Below are 16,112 nucleotides of genomic sequence, written 5' to 3'. Positions count from 1 at the left end.
CCGCGAGACTCCACCGGTGCACCGAGACTGCGCGCTGGGCATGCAGTCTCGGTGCACGGCTGGAGTCTCGCAGTCCGAGGGGGATCGCGCCGGGCCTGGCCGCGCCGGTGGGGCGGCGACATGATGGAACGGTGGCGCACCCGCAGATGTTCGAGGATGACGACCCGTTCCTCGCGCGCGTGCGGGCGATCGCGATGGAGTTCCCCGAGGCATCCGAGCGGATCAGCCATGGCCGGCCGAACTTCTACACGACCAGGACTTTCTGCTACTACGGCGGCTCCGTGCGTCGCGACGGGCAGTGGATCGCCCACGACCGCGCCGTCCTGGTGCGCCCGGACCCGGACGATGCGCCCGCGCTGCGTGTCGACCCGCGCTTCTGGGCGCCGGCCTATCTCGGGCCGTCGGGCTGGCTCGGCCTCGACCTCGGGGATGACCCCGACTGGACCGAGATCGCCGAGCTGATCGATGCCTCGTACCGTGTGACCGCCCCGGCCCGCCTGGTCCGCATGCTGCCGCCGCTGGGCTGACCGCCGCGGCGGAAGTGACCGTCCCTGCCCGCGCACAACTCAGGCAGAACTCCTTCCTGAGTGGCGCACAGGCCGGCTCGGCCCCGTTCTGCCTGAGTCATGAACCAAGCCGCCGCCGACAAGCGCCGAGTCGCGAGGGCAGTCAGGCCGCCGGGCCAAGGATGAAGTTCCAGGAACCGGTCGCTGCGGCCACGACCCCCGCCGTGCCCGAGATGCCCAGGGCTACGAGCAGCAGCATCCACTCCGCCGCACCGAAAGGAGACTCGCGCGCCCACGTGCGCGGGCCGGGGGCGCCGAACCCGCGCGCCTCCATCGCCGTGGCCAGGGCCGATCCGCGGCGCACGGCCAGAACGAACAGCGCGAACGCCATCCCGAGCACGCGCCGCACCCGTCCGACGTCGGCGACGCCGCGCGCACGACGCGCGAGGGCGAGGGCGCGCCAATCGTCGACCAGCAGGCCCAGCAGGCGCATGCCCGCGAGAGCACCGAGCACGAACCGCGCCGGCAGGCGCCAGCGCTGTGCCAGCCCGTCGGCAAGATCGGTGGGGTCGACCGTCGCGAACAGCACCACGGCGGGCAGCCCGATCGCGAGGACGCGCAACAGCGTCGAGAAGGCCAGCAGCAGCGAGCCCTCGCTCACCCGAACCACGAACCACTCGAAGAGCACCTGGCCGCTCGGCGCCCCGTAGAGCGCGACGGTTACCGCGCCCAGCGGCGCGGCGATCCAGATCGGGAGCGTCCGCAGGAGGAGCTCGCGCGGCCTCAGCCCCGCCGAGGCCAGCAGCGGCAGCTCGAGGAGGAGGGCGACGGCCGCCGACACCGGGTCGATCGTGAGCACGAGCGGCGCCGCGATCAACAGCGCCGCGGCGAGCTTGGCGACCGGATTCAGTCCCGCGACGACGCCGCGCCGGGCGGCCGGGGTCACGGACGCGACCCTTCCTCAGAACGTGGGGCGGATGCCGTCCCCTCGGACCCCGGCGGCAGGTCCTGCCCGCCCACGACGAAGCGCCGGGCGTGCAGTGCCCGCAGCACGTCCTCGTCGTGACTGATCGCGACCACGGCGCGGGGCTCCTCGCCGTCGACGCCGTCGCGCAGCCCCGCGATGAGGGCGACGAGCTGGGCCCAGGTCGAGGCATCCTGCCCGAACGTCGGCTCGTCGAGCACGATGACGCGAGGTCGGGTCGCGAGCGCCGAGGCGACCGTGAGCCGCCGCTGCTCGCCGCCGGAGAGCGTGAAGGGGTTCGCCTCGGCGAGCCGCGCGAGCCGCAGCCGCTCCAGGAGCTCATCGACTCGCGCGGCCACCTCGGGCTCGGGCAGGCCGAGCGCGCGCGGGCCGACCTCCAGCTCCGCGCGCACGGTCGTGGCGAGCAACTGATGCTCCGGGTCCTGGAAGACCGTGCCGATGCGGGTGAGCAGCGCCCGCGACGACCAGCGGAACGGGTCCACGCCGCGGCGACCGCGCGAGACGTCGGCGCCGGCAGCGAGCGAGGCGGATGCCACGACCCTCCCCGCCTCGGGCCGCAGCAGCCCCGCGAGGGTCAATCCCAGCGTGGACTTTCCCGCCCCGTTCGGACCGACGATGCCGAGCACTTCATCGGCGCGCACGTCGAGGTCGAGCGGTCCCGCGACCGGGGTTCCGCGCACCCGGGCCACGGCGAGCCGGTCGGCGGAGAGCAGCGTGGCGCCCGGCGGCCCGGTCGGCGGCGGGGGCGTCGCCGGAGGGTGCCCCGGCACCCACACCCCGCCGGCGGCGAGGGCGGCGCCGTGGTCGCGCAGCACGGTATCCGGCGACCCGTCGGCGACCACGCCGTGTTCGCCGAGCACGACGATGCGGTCCACGAGCGGTAGCCACACGTCGACGCGGTGCTCGATCACCACGAGCGTGGCTGCCGTCTCGGGGGGGCGATCGTGGATGCCGGGCGTGCCGTCCGGGAAGTTCGAGGCACCCTCGCGAGAGGAAGTGGCACCCTCGCGAGAGGAAGGGGCACCCTCGCGGGAGGAAGGGGCACCCTCGCGAGAGGAAGTGGCACCGGCGCGGGGAGGGCGGGGAAGGCGGGGGGCGCGGGGAGGGCGGGGGGCGCCGAGCGCCCGGGCCACGGCATCGCGCACCTCTATCACTCCGGCGGGATCGAGGTTCGCGGTCGGCTCGTCCAGCAGCACGGCGCCCGGGCGCATCGCGAGCACCGCGGCCAGCGCCAGGCGCTGCTTCTGCCCGCCCGACAGCGCCGCGGTGGAACGGTCCAGCGGCACGTCGAGGCCGACCGCATCCAGGGCATCCCGCACCCGCGGCCAGATCTCCGCCCGCGGCACGCCGAGGTTCTCGCAGCCGAACGCCACGTCGTCGCCCACCCGCGCGAGCACCGTCTGCGCGTCGGGGTTCTGCAGCACGAGCCCGGCCCGTCCGCGCACCGAGGCGGCCGGCATCCCGTCGATCAGCAGCTCGCCGGCGTGCTCGCCCTCGTCCGCGCCGCCGAGGACACCTGCCAGGCCCTGAAGCAGCGTCGACTTGCCCGATCCCGACACCCCGAGCAGCAGCACCCGCTCGCCGGGCTCGATGCGCAGCGTCACGTCGCGCACCGCCCACGCGCGCCGGGTCGCGTAACGCCACCCCCAGCCGCGGGCCTCCAGCGCGGCGGGGCCGCTCACACGCGGCGCGAGACGTCGCGCCCCGCGGCGAATCGACTGAGCGCGCCGGTCGAGGCCAGGCCCCGCATGAGGCACCAGCCGCCCACGCCTGCGACGATCGCGCCCGACACGGTGGTCGAGACGACGTACACGGTCGTGAACAGGGTGTCCACGCCCGGGTACCAGAGGATGCGGTCGTTGATGCCGCACGCCAGGCCCGCGCCGGCACCGGCCAGCACGGCCACCGGCAGGCGCCACACCCCGTACACGAACACGAGGAGGATCAGCTCGGCGCCGAGCCCCTGCGCGAGCCCGGAGACGATCGTCAGCGGTCCCCACTGGTTTCCGACCAGCGCCGAGATGATCGCGGCGACCAGCTCGGTGTACAGGGCCGCGCCGGGCTTTCGGATCACGAGGCCGCCCAGCACACCGGCCAGCAGCCAGGGTCCGGCCAGCAGCCCCTGCAGTCCCGGGAGCAGCGGTGTCAGGACGGCGCTCGGCACCTCGTAGCCGACGTTCCAGACCAGGAACACGACGGCGCACGCCACCGCGATGACGCTGGCCACGACGATGTCGACGACGCGCCACCGGAAGCGGCTCCGCGCGCTCCGGGTGCGAGCGGGTATGGACGTGGAAGCGCTCATGGGTTCTCCTCCCTGCGCTGGCATGATCCAGATCAGGTTCGACGGTCGAAGCGTGGATCGCTTCCTCTCAGCCCGGCTCACCGGACTCCCGTGGTCGTGCCGTCGAGTATAGCGGCCGGCGGGGTACCGTAGGCGGGTGAGCACCGACGCGGACGAGCTGCTGCGGAGCCTGGCGGGCGACGACGCCGACCCGTCCGGCCCCAGGCCCGCGCTGGGGTGGGTCGATGTGCGTACCGTCGGCACGCACTCGATGCCCGTGCCGGCCGGCCCCGATCTGCTCGCGCACCGCCCGCACCGCTCGCCGCTGCGTGCGCTCGCATGGATCGTCTCGGTGCTGGCGCTGTGCGTCGCGTACGTCGGCGCGACGCTGCTGTGGCCTGCCGAGTCGATCGCGCTGACCGTGTCCCCGGCCGAGCAGGCGCCGCTGGCGGCTCCTGCCGCCGCGCCGGCGTGGCCGGCGGAGGGCTCCGCCGCGGTCGGCGTGGCGGGCTTCGAGGGGTCCCTGGCCACGACGACGGATGCGGCATCCATGGCGAGCATCACGAAGGTCGTCACCGCCCTGCTCGTGCTCGATCGGATGCCGCTGGCCGTGGGCGAGCAGGGTCCGTCGTACGCGTTCACCGAGGCCGACCAGGAGGACTACCTGACCTACCTGTACCGCGACGAGTCGGCGCTGGACGTGCCCGTCGACGGGACCCTGACGCAGTACCAGCTGCTGCAGGGCATGCTCATCGGCTCGGCCGGCAACTACGCCGACCGGCTCGTGACCGAGCTGTGGGGCTCGACCGAGAGCTTCGTGCTCGACGCGCAGGCGTGGCTGACCGGCCACGGCATCGCGGGGATCACGATCGTCGACCCGACCGGTCTCGACCCGGCCAACGCGGCAGCGCCGGCGGCGCTCATCGCGCTCGCGCACGAGGCGCTGAGCAACCCGGTCATCGCCGAGATCGTGCGCACCCCGCTCGTGGAGCTGCCCGGGGTCGGCGCAGTGGAGAACACGAACGACCTCCTGACCGACCCGTCGATCGCGGGCATCAAGACCGGGAGCCTCGACGACGAGTTCAGCCTGCTCGCGGCCAAGGACGTCGCCGTGGCCGGCGCCACGGTGCGCGTGTACGCCGTCGTCCTCGCCCAGCCCGACGACTCGACCCGCGACGAGACGGCCGCGGCGTTGCTGGATCAGACCGCCGCCGAGCTCGCCCAGCCCGCATCGATCCCGGCCGGCACGGTCGTGGCGACCGTGACGAGTCCGTGGGGCCGGTCGTCGCAGGCGATCACGGATGCCGCGGCCGACGTCGCGCTGTGGAACGGTGCCACCGCGACCGTCACGCCGCAGGTCGAGGTCGTCGACCGGACCGCCGGGGCGACGGTGGGAGAGCTCGTCGTGGCGGGCCCGCTCACGAAGGCCTCGGTGCCGGTGCGGCTCACCGTCGACATCCCGCCGCCGTCGGGCTGGTGGCGACTGACCCACCCGCTGCAGGTGTTCGGGCTCGCCGACTGAGCCGCCGCGGACTCCGCCGCTGCGACCTCAGACGAAGCGGACGGTCTGCTGCAGGCGCGTGCGCACGTCGAACAGCTCGTTGCCGCCGATCTCGCGCGCGCCGGTCATGCCGCGACGCAGCACGGTCGACAGCGCCGAGCGCGACACCACCGCGACCGGCAGGCCCCTGACCTTGCCGAGCTCGGCGATCGGCGCCTCGACGTCGTCGTCGGGCAGCACCACCAGCGCCCCGCTGAACCGCACCCGCGCGGTACGCGCGACCGCGCGGGTGCACGCGACCAGCCCGGCGATCGGAGCCCCGGCGACCGCGTCGCCCACGAGCTCGCCGCGGCGCACGCGCACCGGGGCGCCGAAGTCCTCCGACAGCACGGCGTACAGGCCGCTCGGCCCGAGCACGACGTGGTCGACCTTGGCCTCCGGGTCGCGGGGGTCGGCGGCCAGGTCGTGCCACACCGTGTAGCCCATGCCGAGGTCGGCGACGATGCGGGCCGTGGCCTCCTCGGCGAGCGCGTCGGCCAGCAGCCGCCGCAGCTCGCGCGGGGCCGAGCGCACCAGGGCCGGGTCGTACGGGTCGGCCAGCTCCACACCGCGCCCCGCCCACTCCCGCATGAGGGCGAGGTAGCGCTCGCGCCGCCAGCCGCCCGGGTGTCCGAGCGAGCGCGCGCGGGGCCGCGTATCGGCCGGGCGGGCCGGCGGGCGCCACGCGGGAGCCTCCGGCGCGAACGACGGGGTCTGGCCGAACCCGTGGCCGCGGTCGTAGGCGGCCCGCGCCGCGGGGTCGCCGACGAGCTCCCAGGCGCGCTGCACAAGCACGAACTGGGCCGCGTCGCCGCCGGTGTCGGGGTGGGTCTGCCGCAGCCGCAGCCGGTACGCGCGGCGCAGGGTCTCGTCGTCGGCGTCCCACGCCACGGCGAGGATCTCGTACGCCGACGAGGACAACGGGCTGTCGAACACGGCGGGTCACCCCCACAGCGCCGGAGCGTCGGCGAAGGCGGATGCCACGGTCTCGGCCCGCACGTCGGCCGGGCGGGCGGGGCTCCAGCGCGGCGCACGGTCCTTGTCGACCAGCTGCGCGCGGATGCCCTCGACGAGGTCGGGCTGCGTGCGGGCGAACCACCTCACGAGCCCGTACTCCTGCTCCAGCGCGGCGCGCAGGCCCGGCAGCGTCCGCGCGCGCCGCACCGCGACGAGCGTGACGGCCAGGGCTGTGGGCGAGAGCTCTCCGAGCAGCCGCGCGGTGCGGGATGCCGCCTCCTCCGGCCGCGCGTGCAGCCGGTCGACGATCTCCGGCACGGTGTCCGCCGCGAACGCGTCGTCGATCCAGGTGCGCTCGGCGACGAGGGCCGATGCAGGAGCTGCCACGGCCGCACGCGCCACGACGTCGGCGGGGTCCGGCTCGGTCGCGAGTGCCTCCACGAGCGTGCCGAGGCGGTCGGACGGCACGAGCCGGTCGGCGAGGCCGACCGCCAGCGCGTCCGCGGCATCCATCGTCGTGCCGGTGAGGGCGAGATACTCGCCGAGGCGTCCCGGCGCGCGAGCGAGCAGGAGCGACCCGCCGACGTCGGGGGTGAAGCCGATGCGGGTCTCCGGCATGGCCAGGCGCGATCGCTCGGTCACCACGCGCACCCGCGCGTGCCCGGCCAGCCCGATGCCGCCGCCCATCGTGATGCCGTCGGCGAGCGCGACCACCGGCTTCGGATACTCGGCGATGCGGGCGTTGAGCGCGTACTCGGCGCGGAAGAACTCCGCGGCCTGCTCGTGGCGGCCCGCGACCAGGTGGTCGTAGAGGGCGCGCACGTCGCCGCCGGCGCACAGCCCGCGCTCCCCCGCCCCGTCGAGCACCACGACCGCCACGACCGGATCGTGCTCCCACGCGTCGAGGGCGGCGCGGAGCGCGACGATCATGGCCGCGTCGAGCGCGTTGATGGCGCGCGGGCGGTCGAGCGTGAGCCGGCCGGCGTGCCCGTCGACGAGGGCACGGACGTGGGGGCTGTCGCTCACACCCGCCACGTTACCCCGGACGGGCCCGTCGACCGCCGGCGTGCGCATGCGACGGTCAGTCGGGAGCCTGTGTGGCGGTCGGATGGGTCGCGATCGCCCCGGTGGCCAGCTCCACGACGTCGGTCGGCTCGTCCTCCGCCTTCAGGCGCAGGGCCTGCTGCAGCGCGGTGCCGTGCCGAGTCGTCAGCACCACTCGCTGGAACTCGCCGTCCCCGTCGAGGTCGATCACGGCGGCCGGTCGGCGCCGCCGCACGAGCACGAAGTCCAGTCCCCCCGACGCCTTCCACGTGCCCATCGCCAGCACCCCTGGCACGTGCGAGCCGCGCGCACGAACGCCGCGCAGCCACGTCCAGGCGTCGTCGGTGAGCTGCACGGTGCGAATGCTCGACCGCGCGATCCGGACCGCCTCGCCGCGGAACGCGAGGGCGCGCTCGGTGGCTGAGAGCACGACCTCCAGCTGCGTCGAGTCCAGCAGCAGAGTGACCATGCTCCCAGTCTGCCAGCAGCGGCCTCGGCGTTTGCTCACAGACCGGCAACGATCCCGGTCCGCACCAGCGCGACGATCCGGTCGCGGCCGCCTCAGGCGCTCAGCTCGTCCGAGGCATGCGGCAGCGGCAGCGCCGAGACCGCGTCGACGAGCCCCGGCACGGTCTGTTCCCGCGCGACGACGCGCACGCCCAGACCCGCGTGTCGAGCGTCCTTCGCCGTCCACGGCCCGATCGCCGCGATCACGGTCTCGTCGGGGATCTCCGGGAACTGCTCGCTGAGCTGGGTCGCCACCGATCCGCTCGTGACGAGGATCGCGTTGATGCGGCCGGTGCGCACGTCGCGCGCGATGCGCTCGGTGACCGGCACGCCCACGGTGCGGTAGGCCACGACGCTGCGCACGTCATGCCCCGCGTCGGCGAGCATGGTGGTGAGGATCGGACGCGCGCCCTCGCCGCGGAGGGTCAGGATGCGCCGCGGCGCGCTGCCCTGCTCGAGCTCGATGAGCCGACGGGCCATGCCCGCGGCGGAGTTGTCCTCGTCGGGGACGAGGTCGACGCGATAGCCGACGGCGGCGAGGGCCGCCGCGGTGGTCTCGCCGACGGCGGCGACGCGAGTGGATGCCGGGATCACGGCCCGGTAGGCGTAGAGCACGTCGACGGTCGTGGCGCTCGTCACGGTCAGCCAGTCGAAGGCGCCCGCGGCGAGGTCTGCCAGCGACGTCTCCAGCGTGGCCTGATCGGCGGAGGGCGCGAAGTTGATGAGCGGGGCGATCACCGCGACCGCACCCTGGGCGCGCAGCGTGGCCGCGACTCCGTCGCCCCACGGTCCGCCCCGGGGCACGAGCACCCGCCAGCCGGCCAGCGGCTTGTCCGGCGGGGTGGACTGTGCGTTCATGGGGTGGACTCTCGTATCGCGGTCGGCCGCCCCGAGTGCGAGCGGCCCGGCGAGCGCGGGGACGCGCTTGCCGGCAGCATGTGCGCCGTCGCCGCTGCCTGGACCGAGCATACTCCTCCCCCCACGCGCGCCCGTGCGCACCGCAGGGGTCAGCGCGTGTACAGGCGGACGAACCCCCACACGACCGTCCCGACCGCGAGCGCGACGCCCGCCGCCGCGGCGGCGGCCGCCACCGGCTTCTGCTGGGCGAACGCTCGCGCCCGCTTCGACGCGCGGTCCACCGCACGGTCGACGCGCCGCGGGACGTTGGCCTTCTCCTCGATGGCCGCCAGGGCGGCCTTGAGCTCGGCGCGCGCCTTCTCGACCGGGTCGGCGATGCCGAGTGCCACGGCGGTACGGGGAAGCTCAATGCTCATCGACGGCGTCCTTCACGATGCGTGCGTCGACGGTGATCGCCTGCACGGGGTTCTGCGAACGGGTGAGGCGCTTCATGCGCGCGACGCCCATGAGCGCGAACACGACCGCGATCACGAGCAGCAGCACCAGCACGATCAGCGCGGCCAGCCACCCCGGCATCCAGATCGCGAGGATCATGATGAGCATCGCGCCCAGCACCGGAATGGCCCAGAACGCGAAGAACAGGGCCACGAGGAACCAGGCGCCGCCCATTCCGGCGTCTTTGCCGGCCTTCTTGGCCCAGCTCTTCGCCGAGTCGATCTCGGCCACCACGAGGTTGCGGACAAGCTCGGGGATCTCTCCGATCAGCGCGAACAGGCTGTCGTCGGAGCGATCGCGATAACCACGGGGCGTGGTCATGTCAGTCGTCCACTGCGTCGCGGAGCGCGTCGGCGGCGCGCGCGACCTCGTCCGCCGAGGTCTGCGCCGCCCGCTTCACGTCGCCCTTCGAGTCCTTGCCGGCTTTGATCGCCGCGTCGAGCTTCTGCCCGGGCGTGCCCTTCTTCGTGGCGGCCCTGGTCACCTTGACCGCGCCGTCCCACAGGGCACCCGGCAGGGCGAGCGCGGCCGACGTGCCGAACTCCTTGGCCTTGCCGACCTGCTTCTGCACCGGGGCGAGGTTCCACAGCTTGAGGAAGCCGTCCTTGATCTGCTCGTATCGCTCGCGCCCCGCGCGCGAGCCGAGGACGTAGCCCGCGGCCAGTCCCACGACGATGCCAACCTTGCCCCTCATGGGGTCTCCTCACGCTCGAGTGTGCTGGTCTCCCACCAGATTAACGCTGTATTCCGATTCCGGCATCCGTTGCGTCACGGGGCGTCACCGCACGCGCGCACCCCACAGTGCACCGTCGCGCACCCGGAGGGCCTCGGCGCGCGCTCCCGTGACGACCCGGGCCAGGCCGCTGCCGGTCACCCACGCCCCGGCGACCGCCAGACCCGGCTCGGCCTGCACGGCACCGCCGACCTCGGCGGCCAGCTCCGCACGGCCGACGACGGACTCGGGCGGTGCGAGCGGGAAACGGGCGCGATGGGCGGCGACGACCTGTGCGGAGCCGAGCGGGATTCCGAGCAGAGCGGATGCCTCGTCCACCGCAACGGCGATCGCGTCGGCGTCGGCGTTCGGGCCGGTGGTCGCGGCGGTGCCGGTGTCCGGGCCGGCGCCGGCGGGGAGCGTGACGCGCAGCACGTGCCGGCCGGGCAGCGCCCCGGCGAGCCATGGCCAGGCGGCGGTGGCGTGCACGAGCCCGCGCGCGGCGGTCGCGCGGGCCGGATACACCGCGTGGCCGCGGGGCGCGGCGTCGAGCGCCGGCTCGGCGACCACCAGTGTCACCACGTCGACGTCGGCGGCGGGCGAGGCGGGTGGAAGCGCGAGCGCGGGCGAGAGGAGCCGCCGTGCGGCCTCCTCGTCGGTGGCCACGATCAGCAGCGCGCTCGTGAGCGTCTCGACACCCGCATCCGCCTCGGGGGCGTCCGCATCGTCGGGGACGGCCGCGTCGGTCGTGTCGTCAGGGGCCGCATGTGCGACCGCGCCCGTGTCGACGGACGCGTCGCCTGCGTCGTCGAGGGCGGTGTCGGCACCGGCATCGGTCTCCGCGGCGCGTCCGGTCACGGTCCAGCCCGTCTCGTCGGGTCGGATCGCCTCGACCCGGAACCCGGTGCGCACCTCGGCGCCGAGTTCGACGAGGCGCCGTGCGAGTGCGGAGACGAGGCGGTGCATGCCGCCCTCGATCGAAGCGCGACCGGGCTCGCCGCCGTCCGCGAGCAGCTGCGCGACCGCGCCGCCGAGCGATCCGGTGCGGGTCAGCGCGGCGTTCAGCCCCGGGGCGGCGAGGTCGACGTCGATGCGGTCGGGGTCGACGCCGAACACTCCGCGGGTGACCGGGCGGACCATGGTCTCCAGCACCGGAGCGCCCATGCGGCTGCGCACCAGCACGCCCAGGCGCCGCTCGTGCCCGATCGTCAGCGGCGGGCGGAGGCGATCGAGATAGGCGCGCCAGGCGCCGCGCCATCCGATCAGGCGCCGGACGTCGTCGGCCCAGGGGTTCGCAGGGATGCCGAGCACCGTCTCGGGCGGCAGCGGCGCGGCCCCGCCGGGCAGGCCCGCGATCCAGCGCCCGCCCGGCGCCGGGCGGACGACGGCCTCCCCCAGGCCCAGCTCGTCGGCGAGCGCCTGCACGGCACCGCCCGCGGTCGCGAAGCCGTCGGCGGCGAGATCGACCGTGACTGCGTCGAGCTCCGCCGCAGCGATGCAGCCGCCGAGCCGGTCGGAGGCTTCGAGCACGGTCACCGGCATCCCGACCTTCGCGCACTCCCACGCCGCGACGAGCCCGGCGATGCCGCCGCCGACGACGGTCACGCGCGTGCTCCGGGCGAGGGCGACGAGCTCGGGCTCTTCGGACATGGCCTCCATCCTCGCACCGGAGCGCACCCGAGCGGCACGACGAGTGACGATAGGACCGCTGGCCCTGCATGTCACCGACGACCCGGTCACCGCGCAGGTCGAACCATGGCGGTGTCATCCGGTGGCTCAAAGCCGAATCGTCGATACAACGCGTGTGCGTCACCGGTGAACAGCGTCCATCTGAAGCCGGCTCCGGGCCCATCATCGATCATGAGCTGCACGAGGCGCTTGCCGAGCCCGCTGCCGCGGTGACCCCCGACCACGAAGACGTCTGCAAGGTATGCGAAGTTGACGCCGTCGGACACTGCCCGCGCGAAGCCGACCTGCTCTCCGGTGTCGCGCCGGTAGGCACCGACGACGCGCCACGCACCCGCGATCTGCGCCTCGACATCGGCGCGACTGCGCTGCCGACCCCAATAGGCCTCGGTCGACAGCCAGCCCCACACCACGTCGGGCTGAATGCGGGACGGGTCATCGTCGAGGTCGTACTCCATCCAAAGCACCCTACGGCAGCAACGCGCAGTCTGCTGCAGCGTCTGCCAGGTGAGCGTCGAGCGTCAGCAGCCGGCACTGCACGGCTCGGGCAAGCACGACATACATCGCGTCGTAGGCGCTGATGTTGTGCCGCAGCGAGTAGACGGAGGGAAGCAGAGACATCATAGGAACCTGCTCCACCCCGAGTTCCTCGAACTCCCGAAAGGCCCGCAGCGCCTGCTCGTCGGTGATCTGTCGACTGAGCGACCATCCGCGGATCACCGAGGCGACTTCGGCGGTGAGATGCTGCGGTGCGAGGAGTTCGTGCCCGTCGAGCAGAAGAGCGGCTCGGCGACCAGCCTCGGTGCCGAACAGGATCTCGGCGACCGCGGACGCATCGACGACGAGGGTCATCGAACGGGCCGTTGCTCCGCAAGCACCCCAGTCGCCGGGTCGAGTGTCGCGACCGGCCGGCCCGCGATGCGCTCAAGCAGTTCGGCACGACTCGGACGCGTCGCGAGGCGGTCGAGCTCGCGCAGCAGGTAGTCGCTCAGCGAGCGGCCCTCGAGCGCGGCCTTCGCCTTGAGCGCGCGGCTCGTCTCATCGGAGACGTTCCGAACCTGAATCGTGGTCATGCTTTCAGCATACGAGACATGTTAAGTGCATGCAACAAGGCCGGCTCCACGGATGTCAGACTGTCCTCATGGCTCTGCACATCACCGACGATCCCGCCGCCGACGAACTGCTGACCGACGACCCGCTGGCCCTGCTCATCGGCATGCTGCTCGACCAGCAGGTGCCCATGGAGACCGCCTTCACCGGCCCCCTGAAGATCAAGGAGCGCACCGGCTCGCTCGACGCCGCCGCGCTGTCGGGCTACGACCCCGAGGCATTCGCGACCGTGTTCAAGACCACGCCCGCGGTGCATCGGTTCCCGGGATCGATGGCCGGTCGCGTGCAGTCGCTGTGCCACGCGATCGTCGCGGACTGGCACGGCCATGCCGCCGCGCTGTGGACCGACGGCGACCCGGACGGCCCCGAGGTGCTGCGACGCCTGAAGGCGCTGCCGGGGTTCGGCGAGCAGAAGGCGAAGATCTTCCTCGCCCTGCTCGGCAAGCAGTACGGGTATCGCGGCGCGGGCTGGCGCGAGGCATCCGCCCCGTACGGCGAGGAGGGCTCGTTCCGCTCCGTCGCCGACATCGTCTCGCCCGACTCGCTCGCGAAGGTGCGCGAGCACAAGCGGGCGATGAAGGCCGGAGCGAAGGGCTGACCACCATGGAGATCACCGACGAGGACGTGTCGACCCGGCTGCAGAAGGTCGCCCCGGCGGCCCGCAGGCGGGATGCCGAAACCCTGCTGGCCCTCATGGGCGAGGCCACCGGGGCCTCACCGCGCGTGTGGAGCGGCGGCATCATCGGCTTCGGCACCTACCACTACCGCTACGAATCCGGCACCGAGGGCGACTCCCCCGCGGTGGGGTTCGCCGCCCGCAAGAACGCGACGACCGTCTATCTCGCCGACGGGGTCGGCGCGCACGCCGATGCGCTCGCCACGCTCGGCGACCACTCGACGGGGGTCGGATGCCTCTACCTCAAAGACCTCGGCAAGGTCGACCTCGACGTGCTGCGCGGCATCGTGGCGACCGCGTTCCAGACCCTGACCGCGGGAACGTACGGCAAGCGCGCCCGTCAGGGCGGCGCGGGCGTCTGAGCCCCGGCATCCCGCCCCCTCACCCCCCCGCCCCCCTCACCCGCCCTCCTCACCCCCCGCCCGGTCACTGCTCCCCGCAGCGAGTCACTGCTTCCGCTGCGAGTCACTGCACTGCAGCACAGTGACTCGCAGTCAAGACAGTGACTCGGCGCCAAAGGCGACGCGCACGAGTCACACAACGCGCGTCCCGACCCGCCGCGAGGCCCGTGGGCGACCCGGCGCGCGGGCACACACGCTCAGCGGTTCTGCTGCGCGAGGAGGGTGGCGGCGCTCGGCACCCGGAACGCGAGGCCGCCCCAGCCGTGCACGATCCACGCCACGAGCATCAGCAGGAACGGCAGCGGGACCGCGGGCACGAACAGCAGCGGCACGGCGAGGCCCGTGAGGTAGGAAAGCACCGCGAGCGCGATCAGGATGCCGTCGAACCACGCCAGCGCGCTGCGCCGCGCGAAGCGCCACACCGCCCGCGACACAGAGCGGTCGGCGAGCGGGCGCAGCACGCCCGTGAGCACCAGCGCGAAGCCGATGAGCCCCACGAACGCCCCCGCACGGACGATCACCGCGGGATTCTGCTCCAGCGCGGCGGAGTCGCCGCCGAGGTTCCCGATGATGCCGAAGAACAGCAGCGGCACGACGAACGCGACCAGCAGCAGCCAGCCGAGCACGCGACGCAGCAGCAGGTACACCGATAACCGGGCCAGCAGCGGAGGCACCACCGCGGTCGGCATGACGCGCAGACTCGACAGCGCCGTCGCGATCGCCTCGGCGCGATGCCCGGCCGTGAACTGCGCGGTCAGCACCTGCTGCTGCAGCGACGGGTCCGTCGGGTCGAGGGCAGCGGCATCCCGCATCACCCGATAGCCGCGCTGCCGCTGAGCGGGGTCGGCCAGATACACCCGCGAGAGGGCGACCAGCGCCTGCGCGCGCTCCCCCGGGTCGGCGGGGGCGAGCTGGATCGCGGCCATGGCCTGCGCTTCGGCGGCCGGGAAGTCGCGAAGGTCGGTCAGCGCGGCGGCGAGCTTGGCGCGATGGCTCCACTCCTCGGGCTCGAGCTGCACGGCGGCGGTCGCGGCGTCCCTCGCCTCGGCCGCGCGCGTGCCGTCGAGACCGATCACGCGCGACAGCGCCGCGAAGGCGGCCGCACGGGTGGCCGTGCCGGCGTCGCCGGTGGCCATGCGCGCGTACCGCTCCGCCTCGGCGAGGTTGCCGACGGATGCCTCCGTCTGAGCCAGCAGGATCAGCGCATCGCCGTCGGTGGGGTTCTGCGCCAGCGCGCCCTGCAGGAGCTCCCGCGCCTTGGCGTACTGGCGCGTCTGGAGGTGCATCAGGGCGTCGACGCGGGGATCGGCATCCATCCGTCAGATCCGATGCTTCTTCAGATACGACCGCAGCTGCGCGAACGTGCCGTCGTCGACGCCGTACTCCAGCACGGGCTTGATCTGCTCGAACCACGAACGGGTCGACGGGACGACCCGGGATGCCGCCTGCTCGACGTCGTAGGTCGTGATCATGCGCGGCACGCCCTCGCGCAGCGAGTCCATGAACGCCTGCTCGATCGCGGTGTCGACGACGTAGGAGAGGTCGGCGCCGGAGAACTCCGCGGTGCGCGCCGCGACGGTCGACACGTCGATCGCGGCAGCCGGCTTGTCGCGCAGGCCGATCCGCACGATCGCCTCGCGCGCCGGCTCGTCGGGCGGGAGGATCAGCACGGTCCGATCGAGCCTGCCGGGGCGGCGCAGCGCCGGGTCGATGTCCCACGGGCGGTTGGTCGCCGCCAGGACGTACACGCCGTCGTTGGAGGCGCCGACGCCGTCGAACTCCTCCAGCAGCTGGCTCGTGACCATGCGCAGTCCCTGCGCGAACGCGTTGCCCGAGGTGCGGCGCCCGCCGACCGCGTCGAACTCGTCGAAGAAGATCACGCACGGCCGGGTGCGGCGCGCGGTCTCGAACAGCTCGTGGATCGCCTTCTCGGTCTGGCCGCGGTACTCGCCCATGATGTCGGCGAGGGTCGCGTGCACGAAGCTCGCGCCGAGCTCGCCGGCGATCGCCCGCGCGATGAACGTCTTTCCGCAGCCGGGCGGGCCGTACATCAGCAGGCTCCCGCGCGGCTGCTTGCCGAACATGCGGGCGAGGTCGGGGTTGCGCATCGGCGCGAGGAAGGACGCCTCGAGGTGCCGCTTGACCTCGGTCATGCCTGCGACGTCGGCGAGGGTCACGGTGGGGCGCTCGACGTCCCACACCCGGGTCTCCTGCGCCTGCGGGTCGCCCGCCGCGGCCAGGCGCTGCGGCGGCTGGGGGTTCTGGTGCGGGGGCGCGGGCGGAGCGGATGCCGGGGGCACCTGGTCCGCGCCGACCGGCGGAGCGCCGGGCGGGGGCGCGGCGGCGGGCGG

The 16,112-nt window shown here is 73.7% G+C and carries 20 protein-coding genes and 1 riboswitch; of the genes, 4 read left to right on the top strand and 16 right to left on the bottom strand.

The features are described 5' to 3' along the window. Positions 1–131 precede the first annotated feature (131 nt). Positions 132–527: an MmcQ/YjbR family DNA-binding protein gene (locus tag QM641_RS11640; RefSeq protein ID WP_415116643.1), complete on the top strand. Its 396-nt coding sequence runs from the start codon at positions 132–134 to the stop codon at positions 525–527. A 142-nt stretch (positions 528–669) separates the two neighbouring features. On the opposite strand, the gene QM641_RS11635 is transcribed toward QM641_RS11640, so the two are convergent. The 3 genes from QM641_RS11635 to QM641_RS11625 form a co-directional block, all read right to left on the bottom strand. Then, positions 670–1,452 (bottom strand): energy-coupling factor transporter transmembrane component T family protein, encoded by a 783-nt coding sequence (locus QM641_RS11635; protein WP_415116641.1) that lies wholly within the window; start codon positions 1,450–1,452, stop codon positions 670–672. After that, positions 1,449–3,173 (bottom strand): ABC transporter ATP-binding protein, encoded by a 1,725-nt coding sequence (locus QM641_RS11630; RefSeq protein WP_415116639.1) that lies wholly within the window; start codon positions 3,171–3,173, stop codon positions 1,449–1,451. The genes QM641_RS11635 and QM641_RS11630 overlap by 4 nt, the downstream gene beginning before the upstream one ends. Further along, positions 3,170–3,796, bottom strand: a complete 627-nt coding sequence (locus QM641_RS11625) for an ECF transporter S component (protein ID WP_415116637.1) — start codon at positions 3,794–3,796, stop codon at positions 3,170–3,172. Before QM641_RS11625 ends, QM641_RS11630 begins: the two co-directional genes overlap by 4 nt. Continuing rightward, positions 3,789–3,898: riboswitch (TPP riboswitch) on the bottom strand. (Overlaps the previous gene by 8 nt.) Before the next feature lie 34 nt (positions 3,899–3,932). Between QM641_RS11625 and QM641_RS11620 the strand changes: the two genes are divergently transcribed. Continuing rightward, entirely contained in the window at positions 3,933–5,297 is a 1,365-nt protein-coding gene (locus QM641_RS11620; protein ID WP_415116635.1) for a D-alanyl-D-alanine carboxypeptidase, read from the top strand. Positions 5,298–5,324: 27 nt separating this feature from the next. On the opposite strand, the gene QM641_RS11615 is transcribed toward QM641_RS11620, so the two are convergent. From QM641_RS11615 to QM641_RS11565, 11 genes are all read right to left on the bottom strand, one after another. Further along, positions 5,325–6,251: a J domain-containing protein gene (locus QM641_RS11615; RefSeq protein WP_415116633.1), complete on the bottom strand. Its 927-nt coding sequence runs from the start codon at positions 6,249–6,251 to the stop codon at positions 5,325–5,327. A gap of 6 nt (positions 6,252–6,257) precedes the next feature. After that, a complete protein-coding gene (locus QM641_RS11610; protein ID WP_415116631.1) occupies positions 6,258–7,298 on the bottom strand; it encodes an enoyl-CoA hydratase/isomerase family protein in 1,041 nt (346 codons plus the stop codon). Positions 7,299–7,353: 55 nt separating this feature from the next. Continuing rightward, a complete protein-coding gene (locus QM641_RS11605) occupies positions 7,354–7,785 on the bottom strand; it encodes a hypothetical protein (RefSeq protein WP_415116629.1) in 432 nt (143 codons plus the stop codon). Positions 7,786–7,877: 92 nt separating this feature from the next. Beyond that, a complete protein-coding gene (locus tag QM641_RS11600; RefSeq protein WP_415116627.1) occupies positions 7,878–8,681 on the bottom strand; it encodes a uroporphyrinogen-III synthase in 804 nt (267 codons plus the stop codon). Between the two features lie 149 nt (positions 8,682–8,830). Then, the gene (locus QM641_RS11595) at positions 8,831–9,097 is read right to left on the bottom strand and encodes a hypothetical protein (RefSeq protein ID WP_415116625.1); all 267 of its coding nucleotides are present in this window, start codon (positions 9,095–9,097) and stop codon (positions 8,831–8,833) included. Then, the gene (locus QM641_RS11590) at positions 9,087–9,497 is read right to left on the bottom strand and encodes a phage holin family protein (RefSeq protein ID WP_415116623.1); all 411 of its coding nucleotides are present in this window, start codon (positions 9,495–9,497) and stop codon (positions 9,087–9,089) included. The genes QM641_RS11595 and QM641_RS11590 overlap by 11 nt, the downstream gene beginning before the upstream one ends. A gap of 1 nt (position 9,498) precedes the next feature. Further along, positions 9,499–9,870, bottom strand: a complete 372-nt coding sequence (locus QM641_RS11585) for a hypothetical protein (RefSeq protein WP_415116621.1) — start codon at positions 9,868–9,870, stop codon at positions 9,499–9,501. A gap of 84 nt (positions 9,871–9,954) precedes the next feature. Beyond that, positions 9,955–11,538, bottom strand: coding sequence for a protoporphyrinogen/coproporphyrinogen oxidase (locus tag QM641_RS11580; RefSeq protein ID WP_415116619.1), 1,584 nt, complete (start codon positions 11,536–11,538; stop codon positions 9,955–9,957). Positions 11,539–11,624: 86 nt separating this feature from the next. Further along, positions 11,625–12,032, bottom strand: a complete 408-nt coding sequence (locus QM641_RS11575) for a GNAT family N-acetyltransferase (RefSeq protein WP_415116617.1) — start codon at positions 12,030–12,032, stop codon at positions 11,625–11,627. Positions 12,033–12,042: 10 nt separating this feature from the next. Further along, positions 12,043–12,426 carry a type II toxin-antitoxin system VapC family toxin gene (locus tag QM641_RS11570; RefSeq protein ID WP_415116615.1) on the bottom strand — a complete coding sequence of 128 codons (384 nt, stop codon included), beginning with the start codon at positions 12,424–12,426 and terminating at the stop codon, positions 12,043–12,045. Next, positions 12,423–12,647: a FitA-like ribbon-helix-helix domain-containing protein gene (locus QM641_RS11565; RefSeq protein ID WP_415116613.1), complete on the bottom strand. Its 225-nt coding sequence runs from the start codon at positions 12,645–12,647 to the stop codon at positions 12,423–12,425. The genes QM641_RS11570 and QM641_RS11565 overlap by 4 nt, the downstream gene beginning before the upstream one ends. A gap of 68 nt (positions 12,648–12,715) precedes the next feature. Between QM641_RS11565 and QM641_RS11560 the strand changes: the two genes are divergently transcribed. Further along, positions 12,716–13,282 (top strand): HhH-GPD-type base excision DNA repair protein, encoded by a 567-nt coding sequence (locus QM641_RS11560; RefSeq protein WP_415116611.1) that lies wholly within the window; start codon positions 12,716–12,718, stop codon positions 13,280–13,282. 5 nt (positions 13,283–13,287) lie between these two features. Further along, positions 13,288–13,722 (top strand): DUF1801 domain-containing protein, encoded by a 435-nt coding sequence (locus QM641_RS11555; protein WP_415116609.1) that lies wholly within the window; start codon positions 13,288–13,290, stop codon positions 13,720–13,722. Between the two features lie 236 nt (positions 13,723–13,958). Here QM641_RS11555 and QM641_RS11550 read toward each other — a convergent pair whose 3' ends face one another. Both QM641_RS11550 and QM641_RS11545 read right to left on the bottom strand, forming a co-directional pair. Next, complete coding sequence (locus QM641_RS11550) at positions 13,959–15,077, bottom strand: tetratricopeptide repeat protein (RefSeq protein WP_415116607.1); 1,119 nt, start codon at positions 15,075–15,077, stop codon at positions 13,959–13,961. Between the two features lie 3 nt (positions 15,078–15,080). Further along, positions 15,081–16,112: ATP-binding protein (locus tag QM641_RS11545; protein WP_415116605.1), on the bottom strand; the 1,032-nt coding region annotated here is incomplete at its 5' end.

This window comes from Microbacterium sp., assembly GCF_047605725.1.
GTDB lineage: Bacteria > Actinomycetota > Actinomycetes > Actinomycetales > Microbacteriaceae > Microbacterium.
The sequence above is the reverse complement of the archived record's forward strand: the minus strand, read 5'-3'. Positions and strand labels throughout refer to the sequence as shown.